The sequence below is a fragment of the Christiangramia flava JLT2011 genome (genome assembly GCF_001951155.1).
Classification (GTDB): Bacteria; Bacteroidota; Bacteroidia; order Flavobacteriales; family Flavobacteriaceae; genus Christiangramia; species Christiangramia flava.
In genome coordinates, this window is record NZ_CP016359.1 from 2816801 (window position 1) to 2838754 (window position 21954).

General features: G+C 43.5%; 21 protein-coding genes. 10 read left to right on the top strand and 11 right to left on the bottom strand.

Going from position 1 to position 21954, the window contains the following annotated elements:
* Positions 1-31 precede the first annotated feature (31 nt).
* From GRFL_RS12330 to GRFL_RS12345, 4 genes are all read right to left on the bottom strand, one after another.
* The gene (locus tag GRFL_RS12330) at positions 32-1111 is read right to left on the bottom strand and encodes a hypothetical protein (RefSeq protein ID WP_139839231.1); all 1080 of its coding nucleotides are present in this window, start codon (positions 1109-1111) and stop codon (positions 32-34) included.
* A gap of 126 nt (positions 1112-1237) precedes the next feature.
* Complete coding sequence (locus GRFL_RS12335) at positions 1238-2092, bottom strand: OmpA/MotB family protein (RefSeq protein ID WP_083644913.1); 855 nt, start codon at positions 2090-2092, stop codon at positions 1238-1240.
* A gap of 87 nt (positions 2093-2179) precedes the next feature.
* Positions 2180-3184: a glycosyltransferase family 2 protein gene (locus GRFL_RS12340; protein WP_083644914.1), complete on the bottom strand. Its 1005-nt coding sequence runs from the start codon at positions 3182-3184 to the stop codon at positions 2180-2182.
* Complete coding sequence (locus GRFL_RS12345) at positions 3181-3630, bottom strand: type I restriction enzyme HsdR N-terminal domain-containing protein (protein ID WP_083644915.1); 450 nt, start codon at positions 3628-3630, stop codon at positions 3181-3183. The genes GRFL_RS12340 and GRFL_RS12345 overlap by 4 nt, the downstream gene beginning before the upstream one ends.
* A gap of 71 nt (positions 3631-3701) precedes the next feature.
* Between GRFL_RS12345 and holA the strand changes: the two genes are divergently transcribed.
* The 6 genes from holA (at position 3702) to GRFL_RS12375 (ending at position 9514) form a co-directional block, all read left to right on the top strand.
* On the top strand, positions 3702-4706 hold the full coding sequence (gene holA / locus GRFL_RS12350; RefSeq protein WP_083644916.1) for a DNA polymerase III subunit delta: 1005 nt from the start codon (positions 3702-3704) through the stop codon (positions 4704-4706).
* A complete protein-coding gene (gene menA, locus GRFL_RS12355) occupies positions 4707-5609 on the top strand; it encodes a 1,4-dihydroxy-2-naphthoate octaprenyltransferase (RefSeq protein ID WP_083644917.1) in 903 nt (300 codons plus the stop codon).
* Positions 5610-5694: 85 nt separating this feature from the next.
* Entirely contained in the window at positions 5695-6375 is a 681-nt protein-coding gene (locus GRFL_RS12360) for a metal-dependent hydrolase (protein WP_083644918.1), read from the top strand.
* Positions 6375-7409 carry an o-succinylbenzoate synthase gene (locus GRFL_RS12365; RefSeq protein WP_083646116.1) on the top strand — a complete coding sequence of 345 codons (1035 nt, stop codon included), beginning with the start codon at positions 6375-6377 and terminating at the stop codon, positions 7407-7409. The genes GRFL_RS12360 and GRFL_RS12365 overlap by 1 nt, the downstream gene beginning before the upstream one ends.
* Positions 7410-7412: 3 nt before the next feature.
* On the top strand, positions 7413-8354 hold the full coding sequence (locus GRFL_RS12370; RefSeq protein WP_083644919.1) for a CPBP family intramembrane glutamic endopeptidase: 942 nt from the start codon (positions 7413-7415) through the stop codon (positions 8352-8354).
* Between the two features lie 62 nt (positions 8355-8416).
* The gene (locus GRFL_RS12375) at positions 8417-9514 is read left to right on the top strand and encodes an AMP-binding protein (RefSeq protein WP_083644920.1); all 1098 of its coding nucleotides are present in this window, start codon (positions 8417-8419) and stop codon (positions 9512-9514) included.
* Positions 9515-9556: 42 nt separating this feature from the next.
* Here GRFL_RS12375 and GRFL_RS12380 read toward each other — a convergent pair whose 3' ends face one another.
* Genes GRFL_RS12380 through GRFL_RS12390 form a run of 3 tightly spaced genes read right to left on the bottom strand, consistent with a single transcriptional unit; the run spans position 9557 to position 13699 of the window.
* Complete coding sequence (locus GRFL_RS12380; RefSeq protein WP_083644921.1) at positions 9557-11212, bottom strand: M1 family metallopeptidase; 1656 nt, start codon at positions 11210-11212, stop codon at positions 9557-9559.
* Entirely contained in the window at positions 11181-12074 is an 894-nt protein-coding gene (locus tag GRFL_RS12385) for a hypothetical protein (RefSeq protein ID WP_083644922.1), read from the bottom strand. The genes GRFL_RS12380 and GRFL_RS12385 overlap by 32 nt, the downstream gene beginning before the upstream one ends.
* Entirely contained in the window at positions 12071-13699 is a 1629-nt protein-coding gene (locus GRFL_RS12390; protein ID WP_083644923.1) for an acyl-CoA carboxylase subunit beta, read from the bottom strand. The genes GRFL_RS12385 and GRFL_RS12390 overlap by 4 nt, the downstream gene beginning before the upstream one ends.
* A gap of 184 nt (positions 13700-13883) precedes the next feature.
* On the opposite strand from GRFL_RS12390, the gene GRFL_RS12395 reads away from it, so the two are divergent.
* Genes GRFL_RS12395 through ettA form a run of 3 tightly spaced genes read left to right on the top strand, consistent with a single transcriptional unit; the run spans position 13884 to position 16300 of the window.
* Positions 13884-14063, top strand: coding sequence for a CAL67264 family membrane protein (locus tag GRFL_RS12395; RefSeq protein WP_083644924.1), 180 nt, complete (start codon positions 13884-13886; stop codon positions 14061-14063).
* An 11-nt stretch (positions 14064-14074) separates the two neighbouring features.
* Positions 14075-14557 (top strand): DinB family protein, encoded by a 483-nt coding sequence (locus tag GRFL_RS12400; protein WP_083644925.1) that lies wholly within the window; start codon positions 14075-14077, stop codon positions 14555-14557.
* 51 nt (positions 14558-14608) lie between these two features.
* Positions 14609-16300 carry an energy-dependent translational throttle protein EttA gene (gene ettA / locus GRFL_RS12405; protein ID WP_083644926.1) on the top strand — a complete coding sequence of 564 codons (1692 nt, stop codon included), beginning with the start codon at positions 14609-14611 and terminating at the stop codon, positions 16298-16300.
* A gap of 55 nt (positions 16301-16355) precedes the next feature.
* On the opposite strand, the gene GRFL_RS12410 is transcribed toward ettA, so the two are convergent.
* Together GRFL_RS12410 and GRFL_RS12415 are read right to left on the bottom strand one after the other, a co-directional pair.
* A complete protein-coding gene (locus tag GRFL_RS12410; protein WP_083644927.1) occupies positions 16356-16592 on the bottom strand; it encodes a DUF1456 family protein in 237 nt (78 codons plus the stop codon).
* Entirely contained in the window at positions 16593-17891 is a 1299-nt protein-coding gene (locus GRFL_RS12415; RefSeq protein WP_083644928.1) for a DUF2254 domain-containing protein, read from the bottom strand.
* Between the two features lie 192 nt (positions 17892-18083).
* Here GRFL_RS12415 and GRFL_RS12420 point away from each other — a divergent pair, with 192 nt between their 5' ends.
* Complete coding sequence (locus GRFL_RS12420) at positions 18084-18524, top strand: Hsp20/alpha crystallin family protein (RefSeq protein WP_083644929.1); 441 nt, start codon at positions 18084-18086, stop codon at positions 18522-18524.
* A gap of 57 nt (positions 18525-18581) precedes the next feature.
* Here GRFL_RS12420 and GRFL_RS12425 read toward each other — a convergent pair whose 3' ends face one another.
* Both GRFL_RS12425 and uvrB read right to left on the bottom strand, forming a co-directional pair.
* Positions 18582-19799 (bottom strand): hypothetical protein, encoded by a 1218-nt coding sequence (locus tag GRFL_RS12425; protein WP_083644930.1) that lies wholly within the window; start codon positions 19797-19799, stop codon positions 18582-18584.
* 86 nt (positions 19800-19885) lie between these two features.
* Complete coding sequence (gene uvrB, locus GRFL_RS12430; RefSeq protein WP_083644931.1) at positions 19886-21889, bottom strand: excinuclease ABC subunit UvrB; 2004 nt, start codon at positions 21887-21889, stop codon at positions 19886-19888.
* Positions 21890-21954: the final 65 nt, after the last annotated feature.

The following is a 21954-nucleotide window of genomic DNA, read 5'->3' on the forward strand; positions in this document are numbered from 1 at the left end:
CGATTAAAGCTCCTGAAAAAAGGGGCTTTTTTTAATAATAGAAATCTTCAAAAATTATATTCAAAGCTTCTATAGATATAATTTCTCCTTTGCGTTGCGCACTGCTGGCTAGTTGATACCCGAGTTTAGCCGCTACCCTGCGTTCTTCCGGAGTTCCGTGATGGGTGGGACTCTGAACAAAGCAATCACCACTATTATAACTGATCTCGAAAAAACTTTCGATTTTTTTCCAGTTATAAGCCCCCCCTCGTTTGTGCGTGAGGAAGTAGGCCGAAGCAAAATCAGCCTGTAATTCGCGATATTTTGAAAATTCGGAGGCACTGCTGAAATCGGTTATATTTTTCCAGTTTTGTTCATATTGCACCTGGTGCCACCACTCGTGGGATAGCAGGGCATTATAGGCCAGCTTCCCATCAAGCCCCATGGAAATAAAGGTTTCCACAACACCATCGCCCAATACGATGAGACCATTGTTCCTGGAAAAAGCAGCCATCGCAAAATAAGGACTTTCCGGTAAAACCTCAGATCTTGAACTAAGATTCAGCAAAAGGTCGGCACGGCGATAGGACTCTTCCCGGTTCGGCACATCTTTATCAAAACTTTCGATCATATCTGCCAGTGTTTCCCGATCGCTCAGGTCCTGAACGTGCTGAGCATTGATCACGATCTGGCGATTGGCGGGCCAGAACCGGTCGAGCTTCCGGGAAGTCTTTTGGACTTCGCTGGTAAATTGCCCATTTTTTCCAAAATATACTTCCCCGCGATAGTGGGTAATGTATTGCCTGTTCAACGATGAAAAACGGTCTACGATATTGAAATCGAACTGATTATCGTCATCATAAAAAACGGCATCGTCTAAAAACGACTTTAAATAAGATTCGATTACCAGCCCGAAAGCGGTGCTTTCACAAGGAGAATCGAGTATATTTTCGTCGAAATACTGCGGCAAACACTGGCTTTCTTCTTCTAAGGCCAGCGCCAGTTTAAGGTTTGCCTGTTGGAATGGTTCGTGGCCCGAAATGGTATCAGGATCAGATTTGGAGCAGGAAGCTACCATAAAGACCACCATGAATGCGAGCCACCTGCATCCAGATAGTAGTTGCCCTTTCATAAAATAAGTTTTGAAATTTCCCTGCTTCTAATTTAGTATAATTATCTGAAAATCAGATTTTTGAGTCGTTAAAATAAAAAAGCCCTGCATTTGCAGGGCTTTTCAGCGATTAGATCGCGTATGTTATTAGTTTTGAGAACCGCTTGCGCTGGTCGCTTTTTCCATACCTTCTTCGATCATGCTGTAGAACTGATCTAGTTTTGGAAGTACTACGATACGAGTTCTTCTATTTTTAGCACGACCTTCAGCAGTGTCGTTTGAAGCCACAGGAACATAGTAACTTCTACCGGCAGCTGTCATACGAGCAGGCTCCACACCAAACTCATCCTGAAGTACACGAACTACAGAAGTTGCTCTTTTCACACTAAGATCCCAGTTATCTTCGAACATGGAGGTACTGATTGGTTTATTGTCAGTATGTCCTTCAACCATGAATTCGATATTTGGCTTGTTCTTCACAACGGTAGCAACTTTTCCAAGAACTTCCTTCGCTCTTTCAGTAATGTTGTAACGACCGCTATCGAAAAGAAGTTTATCAGAAATAGAAACGTACACCACACCTTTTTCAACATTGATCTCGATGTCTTCGTCGTTCATATTTCCTAAAGCTCCCTTCAGGCTGGTTACCAAAGCAAGAGTTACAGAGTCCTTTTTGTTCATAGCGTCCTGCATAGAGCGGATCGCAAGATCTTTTTCTTTGATAGACTCAAGAGAACGTTCCATGTTCTCTGCTTCTTTCTTAGATAGAGTAGCCAGGTTACCTACGTTATTTAGAAGAGCGGCGTTTGTGTTGTTCAAAGTGGAAATTTGCTCGTTCAAACGCTCTTTTTCGTCAAGACAGTGGTTTAATTTCACAGTCGCAGTATTTAACTGGTCCTGAGTTTCTCTCTGCTTGGCTTCCAGTTCGTTATATTTTTTCTGCGAAACACAAGAAGAAAGCAGGATGGCAAATGTTGCCGACAAAAGCATGATTTTTTTCATAACTCGTTTCTTAAATTTTTAAATGTTAGAATGACCAAAAATATCAAAAAAATATAAAGCCATAAAGGGATTTTAACAATTCCTTACCTAAACTATTTTTTTGAGCTGGTCATATTTATTTTTCCTTTTAACATAATGAGCATATACAACGGAGGCTACGTGGTAATATTTTGTATTGCTGAAGTGATTGCTGCGCTTTTTCCAGGTACGACCGAAATTTGCATAAAACGCAGCGTGGGCTCTTAAAACGGCAAGAAAATGCTGGAACTTTCCTTCGAACAGGAATTTGAACGCCGCAACCCCGTCTAAAACCATTCTTATAAAGATCACCGGGAACAAATTCTTCTTCGGAAGGTTCTTCAGCAGGAGATACAGGTTGTTCCGAAAATTCAGGTAAGTTTTGTGCGGGTTCATTTCTGCCAGGGTAGCACCGCCAACATGATAAACCCGGGAATTTCCGCAGTATGCAACTTGATAACCGAAATTCCTGAGACGCCAGCAAAGATCAATTTCTTCCTGGTGGGCAAAAAAATCTTCATCCAATCCTCCAGTTTCCCAGTAAGCCGAATTTCTCACGGCCAGGCAGGCACCACTTGCCCAAAAAATTTCCACATCCTCATCATATTGCCCGTGATCCTTTTCCAGTTCCTGAAAGATCCTGCCACGACAAAAGGGATAGCCCAGCTGATCGATGAATCCACCCGCGGCACCCGCGTATTCAAATTTTGAGCGATCCTTGTAATCCAAAATTTTCGGCTGGATGGCTGCTATTTGTTCATTTGCCTGGAATTTGGCCATTATCGGCTGCAACCAGTTCTCGGTAACTTCCACGTCGCTGTTCAGCAACACCCAAAAATCTTCAGAAAGTCCTGCCAGGGCGCGATTGTAACCACCGGCATACCCAAAATTATCATCCAGTTCGATCAGCTTCACTTCCGGGTGTTGCTGCTGAAGAAAGGCTATAGAACCATCAGTTGATGCATTATCAGCCACGTAGATCGTCGCTTCTTCAGAAAATCGTACGACAGAAGGAAGGAATTTTTTCAGCAGTTCCTTTCCGTTCCAGTTTAAAATCACCACAGCGATGTTCATGAGCGGACGTATTCAGGAATTTCAGGTAGAAAATGGTAGGTTTCAGCATCATAGTCCAGCTGGCAGTAGTAATGATTAAGGCCGTTGGTGACCATCAGGTAATCTGCCTGCAGGCTTAAATTATACCGGGCGATCTGGTCAAAAGTATCCTGGGTGATCTTAACCGAAGGCGCTTTGCATTCCACGATCAGTTGGATACCTCCTTCCGGTTGGAACACCACAATGTCGTAGCGCTTGGTGAGACCGGCAATTTGTAGCTGTTTTTCTACATTGATATGGGAGGCGGGATAATTCTTTTCCAGCTTCAGAAACTGTACGCAGTGCTGGCGCACCCATTCTTCCGGGGTCAGGATGACGAATTTTTTCCGCTGATCGTCAAAAACAGCTATTTTATTTTCGCTATTTTTGAACCTGAAGGAATAAGGTGGGAAATTCAGCTTTTGCATGGCTCAAAAGTAATAAAGAAATTTGCCATTCTGAACTTCGGTTCAATTCTAATTAAACTGAAAACTTTTCTGTGGACGAGGCCAAACAAATCGTAACCGATATCCAAAAAGGCGTAATCAAGCCTATTTATTTTCTAACCGGCGAGGAGCCTTATTATATCGATAAGATTTCTGATTACATCGAGGATTCCCTGCTTTCCGAAGAGGAAAAAGGCTTTAACCAGATGGTGATGTACGGCCGGGACACCAGTGTGGACGAAATTGTGAGCAACGCCAAACGCTTCCCGATGATGGCCGAACGACAGGTAGTGATCGTGAAAGAAGCACAGGACCTGAGCAGAACCATTGAGAAGCTGGTTGATTATGCCGAAAATCCGCAGCCAACGACCGTTCTGGTAATTTGCTACAAGTACCGAAAACTGGATAAACGCAAAAAGCTGAATAAGATCATCCAGAAGAACGGGGTGGTTTTTGAAGGCAAAAAATTGTACGAAAACCAGGTGGGAGACTGGATCATCAGGACCATGAAATCGCGTAGTTACCCGGTTTCTCCCAAAGCCTCCCAGATGCTGGTGGAATTTTTGGGGAACGACCTTGGAAAGATCGATAATGAGCTGAAAAAACTACAATTGATCTGCCCTAAGGGAACCAGTGTTACTCCGGAACTCATCGAAGAAAATATCGGTATCAGCAAGGATTTCAATAATTTCGAACTTCGGAATGCGATTGGCGAAAAAGATTCGGTCAAGGCACATCGCATTGCCAATTATTTTGCCCAGAACCCCAAGGATAACCCGCTCATCGTTACGGTGTCGCTGCTGTTCAGTTATTTTTCGCAAATATTGCAGTTTCACGGTCTTCCTGATAAATCAAAAGCTAGCGTCGCCAAGCAACTGAAGATCAGTCCATTTTTTGTGAATGATTATGTGGTGGCAGCCAGGAACTATCCTATGAAAAAAGTGAGTCGGAATATCTCCTTGATCCAGGAAACCGATGTGAAAAGCAAAGGTGTGGGGGCCGGCAATGTGCCTCCGGGGGATCTGCTGAAAGAACTTCTTGTAAAAATCATGAATTAAATGAGTAAGATTTCAAACTGGATCGGTGCTGCCAGGTTACGAACTTTGCCGCTTTCCATTTCCGGGATTCTGGTAGGTTCCAGCGTCGCAGCCCACCAGGGATACTTCAACATTTCTATTTTCAGCCTGGCTTTGGGAACGACATTGGGGCTTCAGGTATTGTCTAATTTCGCAAATGATTATGGCGACGGCGTGAAAGGAACAGATAATGAAGACCGGATTGGACCCATGCGCGCCATTCAAAGCGGACTTATTTCTCACCGGGAAATGAAACAGGCCATGGTTCTCACTGCTTTAGTCACCTTTTTACTTGCCGTGCTTCTGATCTATGCTTCTTTTGGTGTGGAAAAATGGCTGGAAGCCCTAATTTTTCTAATTCTCGGAATTGCTTCCATCGTTGCGGCCATCAAATACACGGTGGGAAATTCAGCTTATGGCTATCGCGGGATGGGCGATATTTTCGTGTTTCTTTTCTTTGGCCTGGTAGCCGTTTATGGTTCGTACTTCCTGTATTCTCACCAGCATGACTGGGTAAGCTTTTTTCCGGCGGTATCTATAGGTCTTTTAAGTGCCGCGGTTTTGAATGTGAATAATATGAGAGACCGGGTACCTGATGCTAAGGCCGGGAAAATTACTTTAGCCGTTAAACTGGGTGAAGCACGGGTCAAAAATTACCATTATATGCTGATCCTGGGATCGCTCCTGTTCCTGTTACTATATTCTGCCATGAAAGCAGAAGATCTGAATGATTTCATATATCTTTTTGGTTTTATTCCACTGATATTTCATTTGAGACGGGTGGTAAAAAACGACAATCCCATGCTGCTGGATCCTGAATTGAAAATTGTCGCGCTCTCCACTTTTGGCATATCCATTTTATTCGCAATCGGGCTACTGTGGTAAACAAGTTTAACAAAACTATATAAACCGCCAAACTTCCCATTTTTAGGCTATTCCTTAAATTTACGGGGAACGATAAAACGCGACTATGAAAATTACATTTTACGGACAAAATTGTCTTGGATTGCAAATTGGGGATATTCATGTTCTGGTAGATCCATTTGTCACCGGAAACGACCTCGCCAAAGATAAAATTGATGTTAATGATCTGAAAGCAGATTACATTCTTCTCACCCACGCGCACCAGGATCATACGCTCGACGTCGAAACCGTGGCGAAAAATACGAAGGCTGTGATCGTTAGTAATTACGAGATCGCCGGCTATTACGAAGAGAAAGGCTACGAGGTTCACCCAATGAACCACGGCGGAAGCTGGGATTTTGACTTCGGAAATGTAAAATATGTCAATGCCCTTCACACCAGCTCTTTTCCTGATGGCACCTACGGCGGCCAGCCTGGAGGTTTTGTCATTGAAGGGGAGCACAAGAATATCTATATCGCGGGAGACACGGCCCTGACGCTGGATATGAAACTGATACCTATGCGCACCAAGCTGGATCTGGCCGTGTTGCCGATAGGTGATAATTTCACAATGGGTGTTGAAGACGCCATTATCGCCAGTGATTTTATCGAGTGCGATAAGATCTTAGGTTGTCATTACGATACCTTTGGGTATATCGAAATCGATCATGAAGAGGCAAAGCGTAAGTTTTATGAAAAAGGAAAAGATTTGATGCTGCTGGATATAGGAGAATCTATTGAACTATGATGCAGGCATCTTACGAGAAATACATGCTTCAATTTAAACGCCCCAGCGGAACTTCGCGGGGCGTTCTTACTGAAAAAGAGACCTGGTTTCTGAAAATTTCCGAAGGAGGAAGACAGGGCATTGGGGAATGTGGTATCCTGCGTTCCCTGAGCTATGATGATATTCCCGGTTATGAAGAAAAACTGAAGTGGACCTGCGAAAACATCAACAAAGGCCTTGAATTCCTTTGGAAGGAACTACGGCAATTTCCAAGCATACAATTTGGTCTCGAAATGGCCTTCAAAAGCCTTGAAGCTGAAGATCCTTTTATTCTTTACCCTTCGGAATTTACGGCCGGTGAAAAGGGCATTCCCATAAATGGATTAGTCTGGATGGGAGACAAAGCTTTTATGAAAGAACAGATCATCCAGAAGATCGAGCAGGGTTTTAGCTGTATAAAACTGAAGATCGGGGCGATCGATTTTTCTACGGAACTGGAACTGCTTCAGTATATCCGGAAAGAATTTTCGCCGAAAGAGATCGAACTGCGGGTAGACGCGAACGGGGCTTTCCACCCTTCCGAAGCTCTGGAAAAATTAAACCGACTATCAGAATATCACCTTCACAGTATCGAACAACCAATCAAGGCGGGACAGCTCGGGGAAATGGCTCGCTTGTGTGAACAAACTCCGCTGCCAATTGCGCTGGATGAGGAATTGATTGGGGTGACCCATGTAACGGAAAAGGAAAAAATACTACAAACCATTAATCCGCAATTCGTCATTTTCAAGCCCAGTCTTATTGGCGGTTTTAAGGGTACGACAGAGTGGATAAGTTATTGTGAAAAATACCAGGCAGGATGGTGGGTGACCAGCGCACTGGAGAGCAATATTGGCCTGAACGCGATCGCTCAGTGGACGTATACACTGAACAGTTCCATGCCTCAGGGACTTGGAACGGGCGGTTTGTACACCAACAATTTCAATTCGCCGCTGGAGGTGAAAAAAGGCTATATTTGGCACAACCCAAATGAAAACTGGGAATATAAATTTTAAAGAATGTTCATAAAACAGGTATATCAATACCAACACGATTTTTGGCGATACCTTATTGGAGTGATCGCCGTGGTAGCGGGGATCATTATTGGCCAGATCCCTTTAACCATCGCTATTTTCCTGAAATATAAAGGCGAGATATTCGGGATGGAGGAAACCGAAATGATGCAGGGGTTCGACTCCAATTATTTCCTCTTTTTGATGCTGCTGACATTTGTAGGAGGATTGATCGCTCTTTTCCTGATCGTAAAATACCTGCACCAACAACCAATCAAAGCCCTGACGACCTCTCGACCTAAAATAGACTGGAGCCGCTTCTGGTTTGCCTTTGGCCTGGTAAGCATCTTTATCGTAGTGAATACGATTGGAGATTATTACAGCAATCCGCAGGATTATGAATGGAATTTCAGGATTACGCCATTTCTTATTTTGTGTGCCGTTGGGATTGTTCTGGTTCCCTTACAAACTTCATTTGAAGAATATTTCTTCCGTGGTTATCTTATGCAGGGAATTGGCGTTATGGCCGGCAATAAATGGGCGCCTTTGATTCTTACCTCGGTGATTTTTGGAGGGCTGCATTTTTTCAATCCGGAAGTCACCAAGCTGGGGAACACTATCATGATCTATTATATAGGAACCGGTTTTCTTCTTGGGATCATGGCGCTGATGGATGAAGGGATCGAGCTTTCGCTTGGATTTCACGCCGCGAACAACCTGTTGACCGCGTTGATCGTCACTGCCGACTGGACTGCTTTTCAAACTGAATCTATTTTTAAAGATGTGTCAGAACCTTCTGCCGGCTGGGATGTACTCATCCCGGTTTTGGTGATTTACCCGATTTATCTCTTCATTATGGCGAAGAAATATAAATGGACGAACTGGAAGGAAAAGCTATTCGGAAAAGTGGAACCGCCTGCCTATCCAAATGTTACAGAAGAAAATTAAAACTTTCATATCTATTTAGTAACTTTAAGTTGAGATCTGTTTAACAACTTTGGTTGTAAGATATGGGAGACAAATACAAACTACCGGAAATACATCCGGAATTTAGATTAAATAAAAAGGCATTCACTCCTGCTGAACTGAGGCAGGCCGCTTACTCGATGATCAAAGAAGGCGAGCCTTACGAGGAAAGCATTGGAAGTTTTCTCTTGGACTGGCTAAAACCTTCAGTATATATTGAAAGCCATACGTCGGGTTCTACCGGCCCTCCGAAAAAGATCAAACTGCGCAAGGAACATTTGGTGAATTCCGCGGAAGCTTCTGCCAAGTTCTTTGAACTAGAGTCTGGGATCACTGCCTTGATGTGTCTTCCTGCTGATTATATTTCCGGAAAAATGATGCTGGTTCGCGCGATGGTGCTGGGCTGGAAATTAGATGCCGTACCGCCATCCTCCAATCCGCTGGATCAGGTTTACAAAGTCTATGATTTCTCGGCGATGACCCCGTTTCAGTTGGACAACAGTATCGCACGTTTACATCTTGTAAAAAAACTGATCATTGGCGGCGGAAGTGTTTCCCCTAAGATCCGGAAGCTGGTGCGGGATCATGATACTAAGATTTATGAGACTTACGGGATGACTGAAACCTGTAGCCATATTGCCGCAAAAAGGATCAATCCGAAGAAAAAGAAAAAGCAACTGCGCCCTTTCAAACTCATGCCAAACGTAACCATTTCCCAAGACGATCGCGATTGCCTGATCATCAAAGCACCAAATATTGCTGATGGGGAGATCGTTACAAACGATGTGGTGGAAATTGTGACTTATAAGAAGTTTCACTGGAAAGGCCGGTATGACAACGTGATCAATTCGGGTGGGGTAAAGCTTTACCCGGAAGAAATCGAAAAAAAGCTCAATAAGATACTGGATCACCGGTTTTTTATCAGTTCGATGCCTGATGATTCGTTAGGTGAAAAGCTGGTTCTATTCGTGGAAGATGATTTTTCCGAAGAAACCCTGGAACAATTAAAATCCAAGATTAGTAACCTGGAGACTTTAGGAAAATACGAGAAACCTAAAAAGATCTATCTAGTCGAAAAATTTGAAGAAACTCCAAACGGTAAAATTCATCGCGAAAATACTTTCAAAAGCCGCTTGAGCTAAAAAATAAAGCCGGCAATTGCCGGCTTTTTAATTATCTGTATGTTACTGCTTGCTGAGGTTTACGTAGAACTTTAGTTCATTCAGTTCAATTTCGTCCAGATCATCTTCATTAACCGGCAATGCCTGCCATTCAGTAGTGGCGTTCAGGCGGGTTTCATCTTCATCAATAAACACATCAACCGGCATTTTGAAATTTTCGACATTGGCTTTCCAACGAAAGAAAATCTGATCTTTTTCTTTTTTGAACTGTAATTCGGGTATGGCCGCATGACGCAGGTACTGGTCAAAAACGGGTTTGAGATCTACCTCAGTTGCCTGATCAAAGAAATTTTCCACCTGCTGCGTGGTCACCGTCTGGTGTTTGAAAGTCGCCGTATAATCACGTAATGTATTCCACCACAATTCGTCATCGTTGTAAATGCTCCTGATCATATTCAATAAATTCGATCCTTTTGGATACATGTCACCAGAACCTTCAGCATTTACGCCGTATTCTCCAATTACAGGACGCACATTGCCGATGCTTTTACGCGTGCCTTTCAGATATTCCAGAGCTTTTTCCTTCCCCCAGCGGCACTCGATATAAATGGCTTCCGTATAGCTGGTAAAACCTTCGTGTATCCACATATCAGCAATATCTTTCGAGGTGATACTGTTGCCGTACCACTCATGACCAGATTCATGAATAATGATAAAATCCCATTTCAAGCCGATGCCGGTTCCGGAAAGATCGCGCCCCAAATAACCCATCTGGTAATGATTTCCGTAGGCCACAGCACTTTGGTGCTCCATTCCCAGGTAGGGCACTTCCACCAGTTTATAGCCGTCTTCTTCGAACGGGTACGGTCCCATTTTTTCGTAAAAGCAGGCCATCATATCTTTTACTTCGGCAAATTGTTTTTTCGCTTTTTCAAGATTGTAAGGCAGCACATAATAATCCAGATCCAGGTCCTGGAATGTATCAGAAAAATGCTCATAGTTTCCAATATTAATCATCACATCATAATTGTTGATGGGATTGACCACCTTCCAGCGCCATTCTGTAAAACCATTTCCAAGATCGGTCTTCCCAATGAAGCGCCCATTTGAAACGTTCATGAGTCCGTTAGGAACTGCAATATCCAGCTGTGCCGAATCAGGTTCGTCACTCTGGTGATCTTTATTCGGGTACCAGAGACTGGCACCGGTTCCCTGAACGGCTACACCAACCCATGGATTGCCATCTTCATCCTGTGTCCAGACGAAACCGCCGTCCCATGGAGCATTTTTGGCAATTACCGGCTGCCCATGATAAAAGAACTCTAAAGAATCTTTAACGCCTATTTTCAGAGGCTCCGGAAAACTTAAAAATACCGCGTTGTATTCCCGCTCATATTCCAGGGACTGATCCTGAAAAATGACCGAATCGATCTCCATATTTCTGAAGAGATCCAGCTGCATAACCGGCATGTCTTTCAATACTTCAAATGAGATCACATTGGAACCTGAAATAAACTTTTTATCTGGCTCCACCTTCAGTTTCAAATGGTATTTGAGCGCATCGTAGTTTATGCGTTCCGGTCTCAGGGAACCACGCAGCGTATCTGCGCGAGTATATTTGGTATGATTGTCTCCAACGACCTGCGCTTGTGAAATTCCGCAGGAAAACAGTAAAAACAAGGCGATCTTACTCGCGGTGGACGATATAAAGTTTGGCATTTGGATCTTTTTTAAGTTTTTGATTCATTTTCGTGGTCAGTTCCGTAAAGCTTTCAAGGTCGGTACCTTTGCAAACGCCGTACGAATAGTGATATTTCAAAAGCGCCAGGTCTATTTTCGATACAGAAGATGCGTGGTTACAGGAAGCCAGGTAACCCTGGCAACCCATTTTATTGGATTGTTTGAAATGGCCTAAGGACATGAAAAAATAGTATTTGAGCAGGCGCAATTGGTAATCTTCAGAAGGAGCGAGTTCGGTATTCACTTTCAGTTTACCGTCGTAGATCTGGTTTTTCCGGTTCCAGTTGATATAATAACCGCCTTTGGAACTGCCCATTCTTGGGTCATAATCAGTGGGATGTTCCCGGTTGAGATAATACACCAGGTAATTGGATTTTTCCCGGTCGAAGTTTCTGGAAATGTTCAGAGAGTCGATATCTGCTGAAATCATTTTGGCAAAATCCATCAATTTTTCCGCATGTTCCTGCGGGACGCTTTCGTCAAAGAAAATCCTGATATCGTCCTTCCAGTACCGCATGCGTTCATTCTGCGAGCCGCGTTTGCCCGCATTAAAAACCACATCCTTGTAGATACTCAAAAAGATCGAATCTTTCTGGTTGTATGGAACCTGAACATAGTCGCCACTATCAAAAGGGTCAAAATCAACCGGAACGCTCACCAAAGTATCCCCATCTTTGATCATGGTCTCTACCGTATCGTTTATCTGCCCGAAATGCTCTACATACATAGGCATGGGAATGAATTTCTTGACGCGCTCTCTCTTTTTCCACAGCGTGTCCTGGCTGAATCCCATAAAACTGATCAATGAAAACAAGGTGTATACTAAAAATTTGTTCATCATGTCTGGATCACGCCAAGGTTAAATTTCTTTTCTATAGGAGCATGGTCTGCCGCTTCAATTCCCATGGAAATCCATTTTCGGGTATCGAGAGGATCGATGATCGCATCGGTCCACAGTCGAGCGGCCGCATAATACGCTGAAGTTTGCTCATCGTAGCGAGCCTTTATTTTATCGAAAACTTCTTTTTCTTTTTCCTCGTCTACTTTTTCTCCTTTTTTCGCCATGGAAGCAGTTTCGATCTGCGCCAGTACTTTTGCAGCCTGTGTTCCGCCCATCACGGCAAGCTCTGCTGAAGGCCATGCAAAGATCAGCCTGGGGTCGTAAGCTTTTCCGCACATCGCGTAATTTCCGGCACCGTAGGAATTACCAATGATGACAGTGAATTTTGGCACTACGGAATTGCTGACTGCATTCACCATTTTCGCCCCGTCTTTTATGATCCCTCCATGTTCACTCTTGCTGCCCACCATAAAGCCGGTCACATCCTGCAGGAATACCAGCGGAATCTTCTTCTGGTTGCAATTGGCGATAAAACGCGTGGCTTTATCGGCAGAATCGGAATAAATCACGCCGCCCACCTGCATTTCACCTTTTTTGGTCTTGACGACGTTGCGCTGGTTTGCCACAATACCCACTGCCCAGCCATCTATTCTGGCATAACCGGTGAAGATCGTTTGCCCGTAACCGGCTTTATATTCTTCAAATTCTGAATCATCTACCAGGCGTTTGATGATCTTCTTCATATCGTAGCGATCGCTTCTGCTTTTTGGGAGTATTCCATAAATATCAGTTGGCTTGTCTTTTGGCTCGGTAGGTTTTTTCCTGCTGAAACCTGCTTTGTCAAAATCGCCAATTTTGTCCATGATATTCTGGATTTTTGTAAGCGCATCTTTGTCATCTTTCGCCTTATAATCGGTTACTCCGCTTATTTCACTATGAGTGGTAGCGCCACCCAAGGTCTCGTTATCGATGTTTTCACCAATGGCCGCTTTAACGAGATAGCTGCCGGCGAGGAAAATACTTCCGGTCTTTTCCACAATCAGGGCTTCGTCGCTCATAATCGGTAAATAGGCACCACCAGCCACGCAAGAGCCCATAACGGCTGCGATCTGCGTAATTCCCATGCTGCTCATCACTGCATTATTCCTGAAAATTCTTCCGAAGTGCTCTTTATCTGGAAAAATTTCATCCTGCATGGGCAGGTAAACTCCCGCGCTATCCACGAGGTAAATAATTGGAAGTCGGTTTTCAATGGCGATTTCCTGTGCACGCAGGTTTTTCTTCCCGGTGATCGGAAACCAGGCTCCGGCTTTTACAGTAGCATCGTTTGCAACAATGACACATTGTTTACCGGAAACATACCCAATTTTCACGACCACACCGCCACTTGGACAACCACCATGCTCCTGGTACATGCCATCGCCTGCAAATGCGCCGATTTCGATACAGTCCTGCGGATTGTCTACGAGGAAATCAATGCGTTCCCTGGCCGTCATTTTACCTTTTGCGTGGTGTTTCTCGATGCGTTTTTCGCCGCCACCCATACTCACCCGCGCGAGCTTATGCTTCAGGGACGAAACGAGCAGCTTATTATGATCTTCATTTTTATTGAAGTTGATATCCATTAATTGAAATTTTTATAATAGATTGATATTTTTGAATGCGTAATTTTTCGATAATGTGATGATTTCTGAATTTTATTGTGAATTCCATTCAGAATCGGTTCAGGGCTAAAATACAAAAAACAGCGCAAGGCCACGGTTCAAAAGAATCATTAAAATAGCCGATATTTGTATTAAATGAGAGTTTATGAGCATGAATAAAAATTCCATCTTCGGATGGGCGTCATTTCTGATGTTTTTGGTGGGAGCAGCACTGGTGCTTCTGGGTGTTCTGAAATACAAGGATCATTCGATCGGTTTTTCCGTAACAGGTATTGGTTTTTTCTTTATATCATGGGTCTTTAACGCCCTGAAGGGGAGAGTGTAAAACTGAATTTCATGACTGAAACTACCAAAAAACAACGGGATCAACTGGTCAAACATCTGGAAGGCGGACTGGCGTATGCTTCACTGGATACTTTCTTGGATAAGGTGCCTTTTGAAAAGCTGGGCATTAGACCTAAAGGGCTACCTTATTCTTTTTTTGAAGTATTTTTTCATATTTGTTTCGCCCAGAAAGATATTCTGGAATTTACCATTTCCGGAGATTATAAAACCCGAAACTGGCCTGATGACTACTGGCCTGAGCAACAGGCACCGGCTACCGAAGCTGAATGGGAAGACCTGAAGCAGGAATTCTTTGAAGACCGGGAACTGTTTAAAAATTTTATCATGGACACCAAAAATAAGCTCGATGAACCGGTTCGAAATTCCGAAGATCATACGCTGCTCAGGGAAATACTGCTGGTGATAGAGCATAACGCTTACCATACCGGCCAACTGCTGATGATCGAGCGTTTGCTGGGTGTTTATGATGCATAATCAATTAAATTAAGGATATTTGCAATCCGTATTTTCAATAAAAAAAATAATATGTCAGACGATAAGAAAGTGATTTTTTCAATGTCTGGGGTGACCAAGACGTTTCCCCGGGCAAATACGCCGGTTTTAAAGAATATCTATCTGAGCTTTTTCTACGGTGCCAAGATTGGAATTCTTGGTTTGAACGGTTCAGGTAAGTCAACCTTACTGAAGATCATCGCCGGAAAAGATCAGAACTACCAGGGAGATGTAGTATTTTCTCCAAATTATTCGGTTGGACTTTTAGAGCAGGAGCCGGAACTGGATGAAAATAAGACGGTGCTGGAGGTAGTGAAAGAAGGGGTAGCTGAAACTGTAGCCATTCTTGATGAATACAACAAGATCAATGATATGTTCGGTTTGCCGGAAGTATATGAAGATGCTGATAAAATGCAGAAACTTATGGACAAGCAGGCTGAACTTCAGGATAAGATCGATGCTTCGAACGCGTGGGAACTGGATACCAAGCTGGATATCGCCATGGATGCACTTCGCACACCTGAACCAGATAAAAAGATCGGGGTGCTTTCCGGAGGGGAAAGACGCCGCGTTGCTCTTTGTAGGTTGCTGCTTCAGGAGCCAGACGTGCTGTTGCTGGATGAGCCTACCAACCACCTGGATGCCGAATCTGTTCACTGGCTGGAACATCACCTTCAGCAATATAAAGGAACGGTTATCGCGGTAACTCACGACCGTTACTTCCTGGACAATGTGGCCGGGTGGATCCTGGAACTGGACAGGGGAGAAGGGATTCCATGGAAAGGCAATTATTCTTCTTGGTTAGACCAGAAATCGAAAAGACTGGCGCAGGAGCAAAAACAGGCGAGCAAGAGACAAAAAACTCTGGAACGTGAGCTGGAATGGGCAAAAATGAGTCCGAAAGGTCGTCAAACCAAGCAAAAAGCCAGGTTAAAGAATTATGATAAGTTGTTGAGCCAGGATCAGAAACAGGTTGATGAAAAACTGGAAATCTATATTCCGAACGGGCCAAGACTTGGAACAAACGTGATCGAAGCAAAGGGCGTGAGTAAGGCTTTTGGAGACAAACTGCTGTATGAAGACCTGAACTTTAACCTTCCGCAGGCGGGAATCGTTGGTATTATTGGGCCAAACGGTGCCGGTAAAACCACGATCTTTAAGATGATCATGGGCGAAGAGCAGCCAGATAAAGGAAGTTTCGAAGTGGGGGAAACCGCGAAAATTGCCTATGTGGACCAAAGCCACTCGAATATTGATCCTGAAAAAACGATCTGGCAGAACTTCAGCGACGAGCAGGAATTGATCATGATGGGTGGAAGGCAGGTAAATTCCAGAGCCTACCTAAGCCGATTCAATTTCAGCGGAAGTGAACAGAATAAAAAGGTGAACATGCTTTCAGGTGGTGAGCGCAACAGGTTGCACCTTGCCATGACACTGAAAGAAGAAGGGAACGTTTTGCTGCTGGATGAGCCTACGAACGACCTGGATGTAAATACGCTTCGTGCTTTGGAGGAAGGTTTGGAAAATTTCGCGGGTTGTGCCGTGGTGATTTCTCACGACCGCTGGTTCCTGGACCGAATTTGTACGCATATCCTAGCTTTTGAAGGCGATTCCCAGGTGTATTTCTTTGAAGGCAGTTTTTCAGATTACGAGGAAAACAAGAAGAAAAGACTTGGTGGTGATGTTATGCCGAAACGAATTAAATATAAAAAACTGGTGAGATAGTCGGTTTTTAAAATCTAAAAAAGGAGTGATTTTTCACTCCTTTTTTTATGTTTTATTATTTCTTCTTGGGCATGGGTCCGCGCAAATGAATGATCAACCCGTCCAGAAAATTGCGAAGGAACTGATCGCCGCATTCCATATATTTTTCATGATCTTCTCTGCGGAAAATTGCACCCAGTTCACTTTTGCTTACCTGGAAATCTACCAGTGCGCAAATCTTCACAATATCCGCGTTCGTTAATTTATGCGCCACGCGCAGCTTTTTAAAAATATCATTATTGGTTAATCCCATCTATTCGTATTTAAAATTTAGGTAAAGTTTTGATGCCAGTTCTTTGGCTTTTTCCACATCCTGCTCATTGGAGATTGCTTCCTGAGCGTCATCGATCAGGTTCTTGGCTTCGCGGTCCAGCGCATTGTTGTATGATTCATTTTCAACTTCCTGTTTTTTCAGGTAGTGGAACATCAGCAGCAATTTCTGAACTAGCGTAATATCGTGTTTACAGTAGGTCCTGATAGATGCCATAATATTGTATAATATATCAGAAAAATCAGCCGTATTCATTTTGATGTAGATCGTATCATCCCGAAAAATATGGCTGGTGTCCTTTTTCCGAAGTCTGATGGCCAGCAATTCCGTGAGATAATCAATCCCGTTGATCGCGGTTCCAGGATCATTAATTCCCGGCGACATGGCCTTTACGATAATTTCGGTGATCTGCTTGAAAGCCAGCGTGTAATTGTCGGCCACCAGTTCCTCACGAGCGAAATTGAAATTAGAAAGTACCTTCTTGATAGTTTCTTCATCCAGTTCTTTTTTCGATTTGAAGAGTGGGATACCGCTTAGCACGAAAATTCCCTTAATGGGCAAAATATGCAATTTGGTGTCCTGTTCTACGCAAATATCGATCAGGTTGGTGAAAGAAATATTCTGAAGGTAACCGCTGGTTTCTGAATGATATTCATACCAGTCATCGGTATTTTCAAATTCCCCGTGGTCTTCTTCCTCTTTATCAATGAGATCATTGAGCCGGTTTTTAGCTGTTTTGAAGATATTCTGAAGAATATTGCTAATCTGGATACTCTGCGAAATATTGTGAATGAAATAAATAAAAGCGTAGATGCATATCACCATATCCACGATTCCCAGTAAAACCGAAAATCCCGGAACCTGGTATTTATCGCCGGTGGGTTGGATGGAAAACAGTACGAAAATACAGTACAATATCGTGTACAGATAGATTCCCAGGATGATCTGGTGTCTTTTGTCGCTGATCAGGCCGGGTAATAATCTGGGTGAATAGTTACTGGACGCCTGGCTGAGCAGTAACATGACCATAGAAAAACTAAAAACTACCACTGATATCAACCCGGAAATTAGGGCGCTTAAAATAGTCATGGCGGTATCACCATTATCGACCACCAGGATCGGCGCGTGTTCAATGAGGTATTTGGAAATTCCGAGTTCTTCCAGGTACAGCATGATCATCGCAAATACGAATCCCAGGAAGGCTAGGAGTGTGGGATAAAAAGCGATGCTGCTTTCAATAACATTAAAAAATGAGATTGTCCGGTTGTAAAGCTGTTTCATGAACGCAGTTTTCAGGTATAAAGTTACGGAATATAGCGCCCGTCCTAAGGAATTAAGAATATTTTAGCGAACAAGACAAAATGTCGGTTTTAAATCTTATAAATCAGTCAAAATGGCATTTATTTTACGATGGTATTCCAATTGCTATACTGAAAACGTAAACTTGATTAATAATTTAAAAATATAAGAGCTATGAGTTTAATTAAAAGAAATGAGAATTGGTTGCCTTCTGTTTTTGACGATATGTTTAAAACCGACTGGCTGGGTGGAACTACTAACGTGAACAGCATAGGAACCAGTATTCCTGCCGTAAACATCAAGGAATCTGATGATTCTTTCCGCGTGGAAGTAGCAGCACCTGGAAAAGCTAAAGAAGATTTCAACATTGAGTTGGACAACGATGTGCTCACGATTTCTTCGGAAAACAAGAATGAACAGGAAACCGCTTCTGAAAATGGAAGATTCACCAGAAAGGAATTTAGCTACAGCACTTTTAAAAGAGCTTTTAGCCTTCCGGAATCAGTAGACAGCGCGAAAATTTCTGCAAGTTATAATAATGGAGTGCTGGAAATTGCGCTACCTAAAAAGGAAGAAGCTAAGGTACAGGCAAAAAGAATGATTGAAATTGCCTAAAATCTAAGTTTTAGTTTGATTAGTTAGAGGTAAAGCGTCCCAATCGGGGCGCTTTTTTTAATAATCTAATAATATCCATCGATTCCCGGCACTTTGTATCGTGAAGACCTGTTGGGGTTTGATACTGGTAATTTTTGCATTCGTACGTACATCAAAAAGATCGTCACTTCCCTGGAAGATGAAGGGTTTTTCGGCGTTTCCGGGCCAATTCAGAAGCCTGATGATCCTTCCTTTATTCGTGGCTGAAGCGGGAATCACAATTCCGGAAATCTGGTCGTTCAAACGTAGGGTACCGATCTCGTCTGTAATCACAAAGTTCCCGGTACTGCTGGTCGTGGAAGAATAGTTCTGAAACCCGGCATTACTCCAGGAGGCCTGGCCGGTTGCGTTCAGCATCATCACCTGGCCCTCACTACCTCGTGCGGTAGGCAATACATAATCTGTATCAGGAGAGGTTCCAATTCCAAGTCTTCCGGAGAAATAGCCTGCGTACACATTGCTGTTGGCATCACCAGTGGCGATACTGTAGATCCCATAGATATTACCAACTCCCTGGATGGTGCCTATTTCTGAATAAATACCATAATTATTGCTTTTTGCCCCGAAAGTCCGTCCCACACGATTAAAGATTCCATAAATATCATTGGTACCGGAATTCTGATAGGCTTCATTGAAGAAACCGTAGTGAACGCCCGTTCCAATGCCTCCCACATTATTCTTGATTCCGTATTTCGTGCCGTTTGTGGAACTTCGGTTGTCGTTGATGATCCCGTAGGTGGTCAGGTTATCGGTTGCTGAATTGGCATTATCCACGGTCAGGGCTTTCTTAAGGCTAAGATCTTTTCCGCTGAGAATTGCCACATCCAGCCGGGAAGAAAGTTGATCGGTGCCAATTCCTACACTGTTTTCGCGGTAAATCGGGTCGGTGATGGTATTCGGACTACTATTGGTTCCGGGTTTATAGAAGTTCGCCGAACCGTTATCCACCCCTAAACTTTTCCATTTGTTTTCCGAAGCATTCCAAAAATAGAATCCAGGCTGATAGGAACTAACGGCTTTGGTTAGAAAAACAAGCATTCCATGTTGCTCATTACCCGGATTGGTCCCGGGAAATTTGTCAATTCTCGGAATCAGTATCCCGTCAGTTACTAGTGGTTGAGAGGGATCATGAGCTACAATGTCCAGCTGAGCCTTAGGTTCGCTGGTGTCAATACCCACCTGAGCATTGAGGTTCAGGCATGCGAGGATGCCTGAAAAATAGAAAAATTTTCTCATAGGTCAAACGTAGTTGCTCGACATTTTAGTTAGAGGGGGTAACTGTTTTAGGATGAGATAAATATATGCGATTTCCCGATTCGCAATTACACCATTTCGTTAATTTTTTCCTGTAAAATCTTAATTTCATCCCGTAGCCTTGCAGCCTGCATAAAATCTAATTCTTTGGCAGCCGTTTCCATCGCTTTCCGTTTTTCCCGTACCTGTTTTTCCATTTGTGGTTTGGTTAGATAAGCAGCTTCTTCTTCAGCAGCTTTGAGATCTGGGCGGACTTCGTGCTCATAAATATCCAGTTTTTTACGAATCAGGGCACTATCAAACTTTTTATTCAGAGGTTTCGGGGTGATGTTATGTTCCTTATTGTAAGACATCTGCTTTTCGCGCCTGTATTCTGTTTCTTCAATGGTTTTTTTCATTGAATCGGTGATTTTATCAGCGTACAAAATGGCTTTTCCATCTACGTGACGTGCTGCCCTACCAATGGTTTGTGTAAGCGAACGGTTGCTACGAAGAAAACCTTCCTTGTCGGCATCGATAATGGCCACAAGCGAAACTTCGGGTAAATCCAGGCCTTCTCGTAACAGGTTCACTCCAACCAGGACATCAAAAAGTCCTTTTCGAAGATCCTGCATGATCTCCACACGCTCCAGCGTGTCAATATCGGAATGTATATAGCGGCAGCGCACGTCAATCCTGGTGAGGTATTTTGTCAATTCTTCCGCCATTCTTTTCGTTAGCGTGGTGACCAGAACCCGCTCATCTTTTTCCACGCGAATCTGGATTTCTTCTATCAGGTCATCGATCTGGTTGAGACTTGGGCGAACTTCCACAATAGGATCTAATAATCCTGTTGGTCGAATCACCTGCTCCACGTAAACACCTTCACTTTTCTGCAATTCATATTCAGCAGGTGTGGCGCTCACATAGATGACCTGGTTCTGGAGCGCTTCAAATTCTTCGAATTTCAGCGGACGGTTATCCATCGCGGCAGGTAGTCGGAAACCATAATCTACCAGTGTTTCCTTACGCGAACGGTCACCACCGTACATGGCATGAACCTGAGGGATCGTCACGTGGCTTTCATCTACCACCATCAAATAGTCATCTGGAAAATAATCCAATAAACAGAAAGGCCGTGTTCCAGGTTTACGGCCATCGAGGTAGCGCGAATAGTTTTCGATTCCCGAACAATAGCCAAGTTCCCGGATCATTTCCAAATCGAAATTGGTGCGTTCATCCAGCCGTTTGGCTTCCAGAGTTTTCCCGATATCCTGAAAATAATCTACCTGTTTGACCAGGTCATCCTGTATCTCCCGGATCGCATTCTGAAGTACGTCCGGAGAGGTAACGAACATATTGGCGGGATAAATATTGAGCCGCTCATATTTTTCAATGATATCGTTGGTGCCGGGATCGAATGCCTCGATCTCTTCAATTTCATCCCCAAAAAAGTGAATTCGGAAGGCATTATCAGCATAACTCGGAAAAACATCAACCGTATCGCCTTTTATTCTGAAATTTCCATGACTGAATTCCGCTTCTGTTCGGGAGTACAGACTTTGAACCAGGCTGTGCAAAAACTTGGTCCGGGAAATTTCCATGTCCCGTTCGATCGAAACCACGTTTTTTCTAAATTCCACCGGGTTCCCAATACCGTATAAACAGGAAACAGAAGCTACCACGAGTACGTCACGTCTTCCGCTAAGCAGGGACGAAGTGGTGCTCAACCGCAGTTTTTCGATTTCTTCGTTGATCGACAGGTCTTTTTCAATATATGTTCCAGAAGTCGGGATAAATGCCTCTGGCTGGTAATAATCGTAATAACTTACAAAATATTCCACCGCGTTCTCCGGAAAGAATTGCTTGAATTCTGAATACAATTGTGCGGCCAGTGTCTTATTATGGGCCAGGACCAGGGTGGGTTTCTGAACTTCTTCGATAACATTGGCCACGGTAAAGGTCTTCCCGGAACCTGTTACTCCTAAAAGTGTCTGAAATTTCTCGTGTGAGTCAATACCGCCAACCAGTTGTTTGATAGCGCCTGGCTGATCGCCGGTAGGTTTATAGTCTGATTTTATCTGGAATTTCATTCAGCTGATTTTCATTTTCATAGCCTTACGAAATTAAGCAATAATCAGACCTAAACCAATTATTG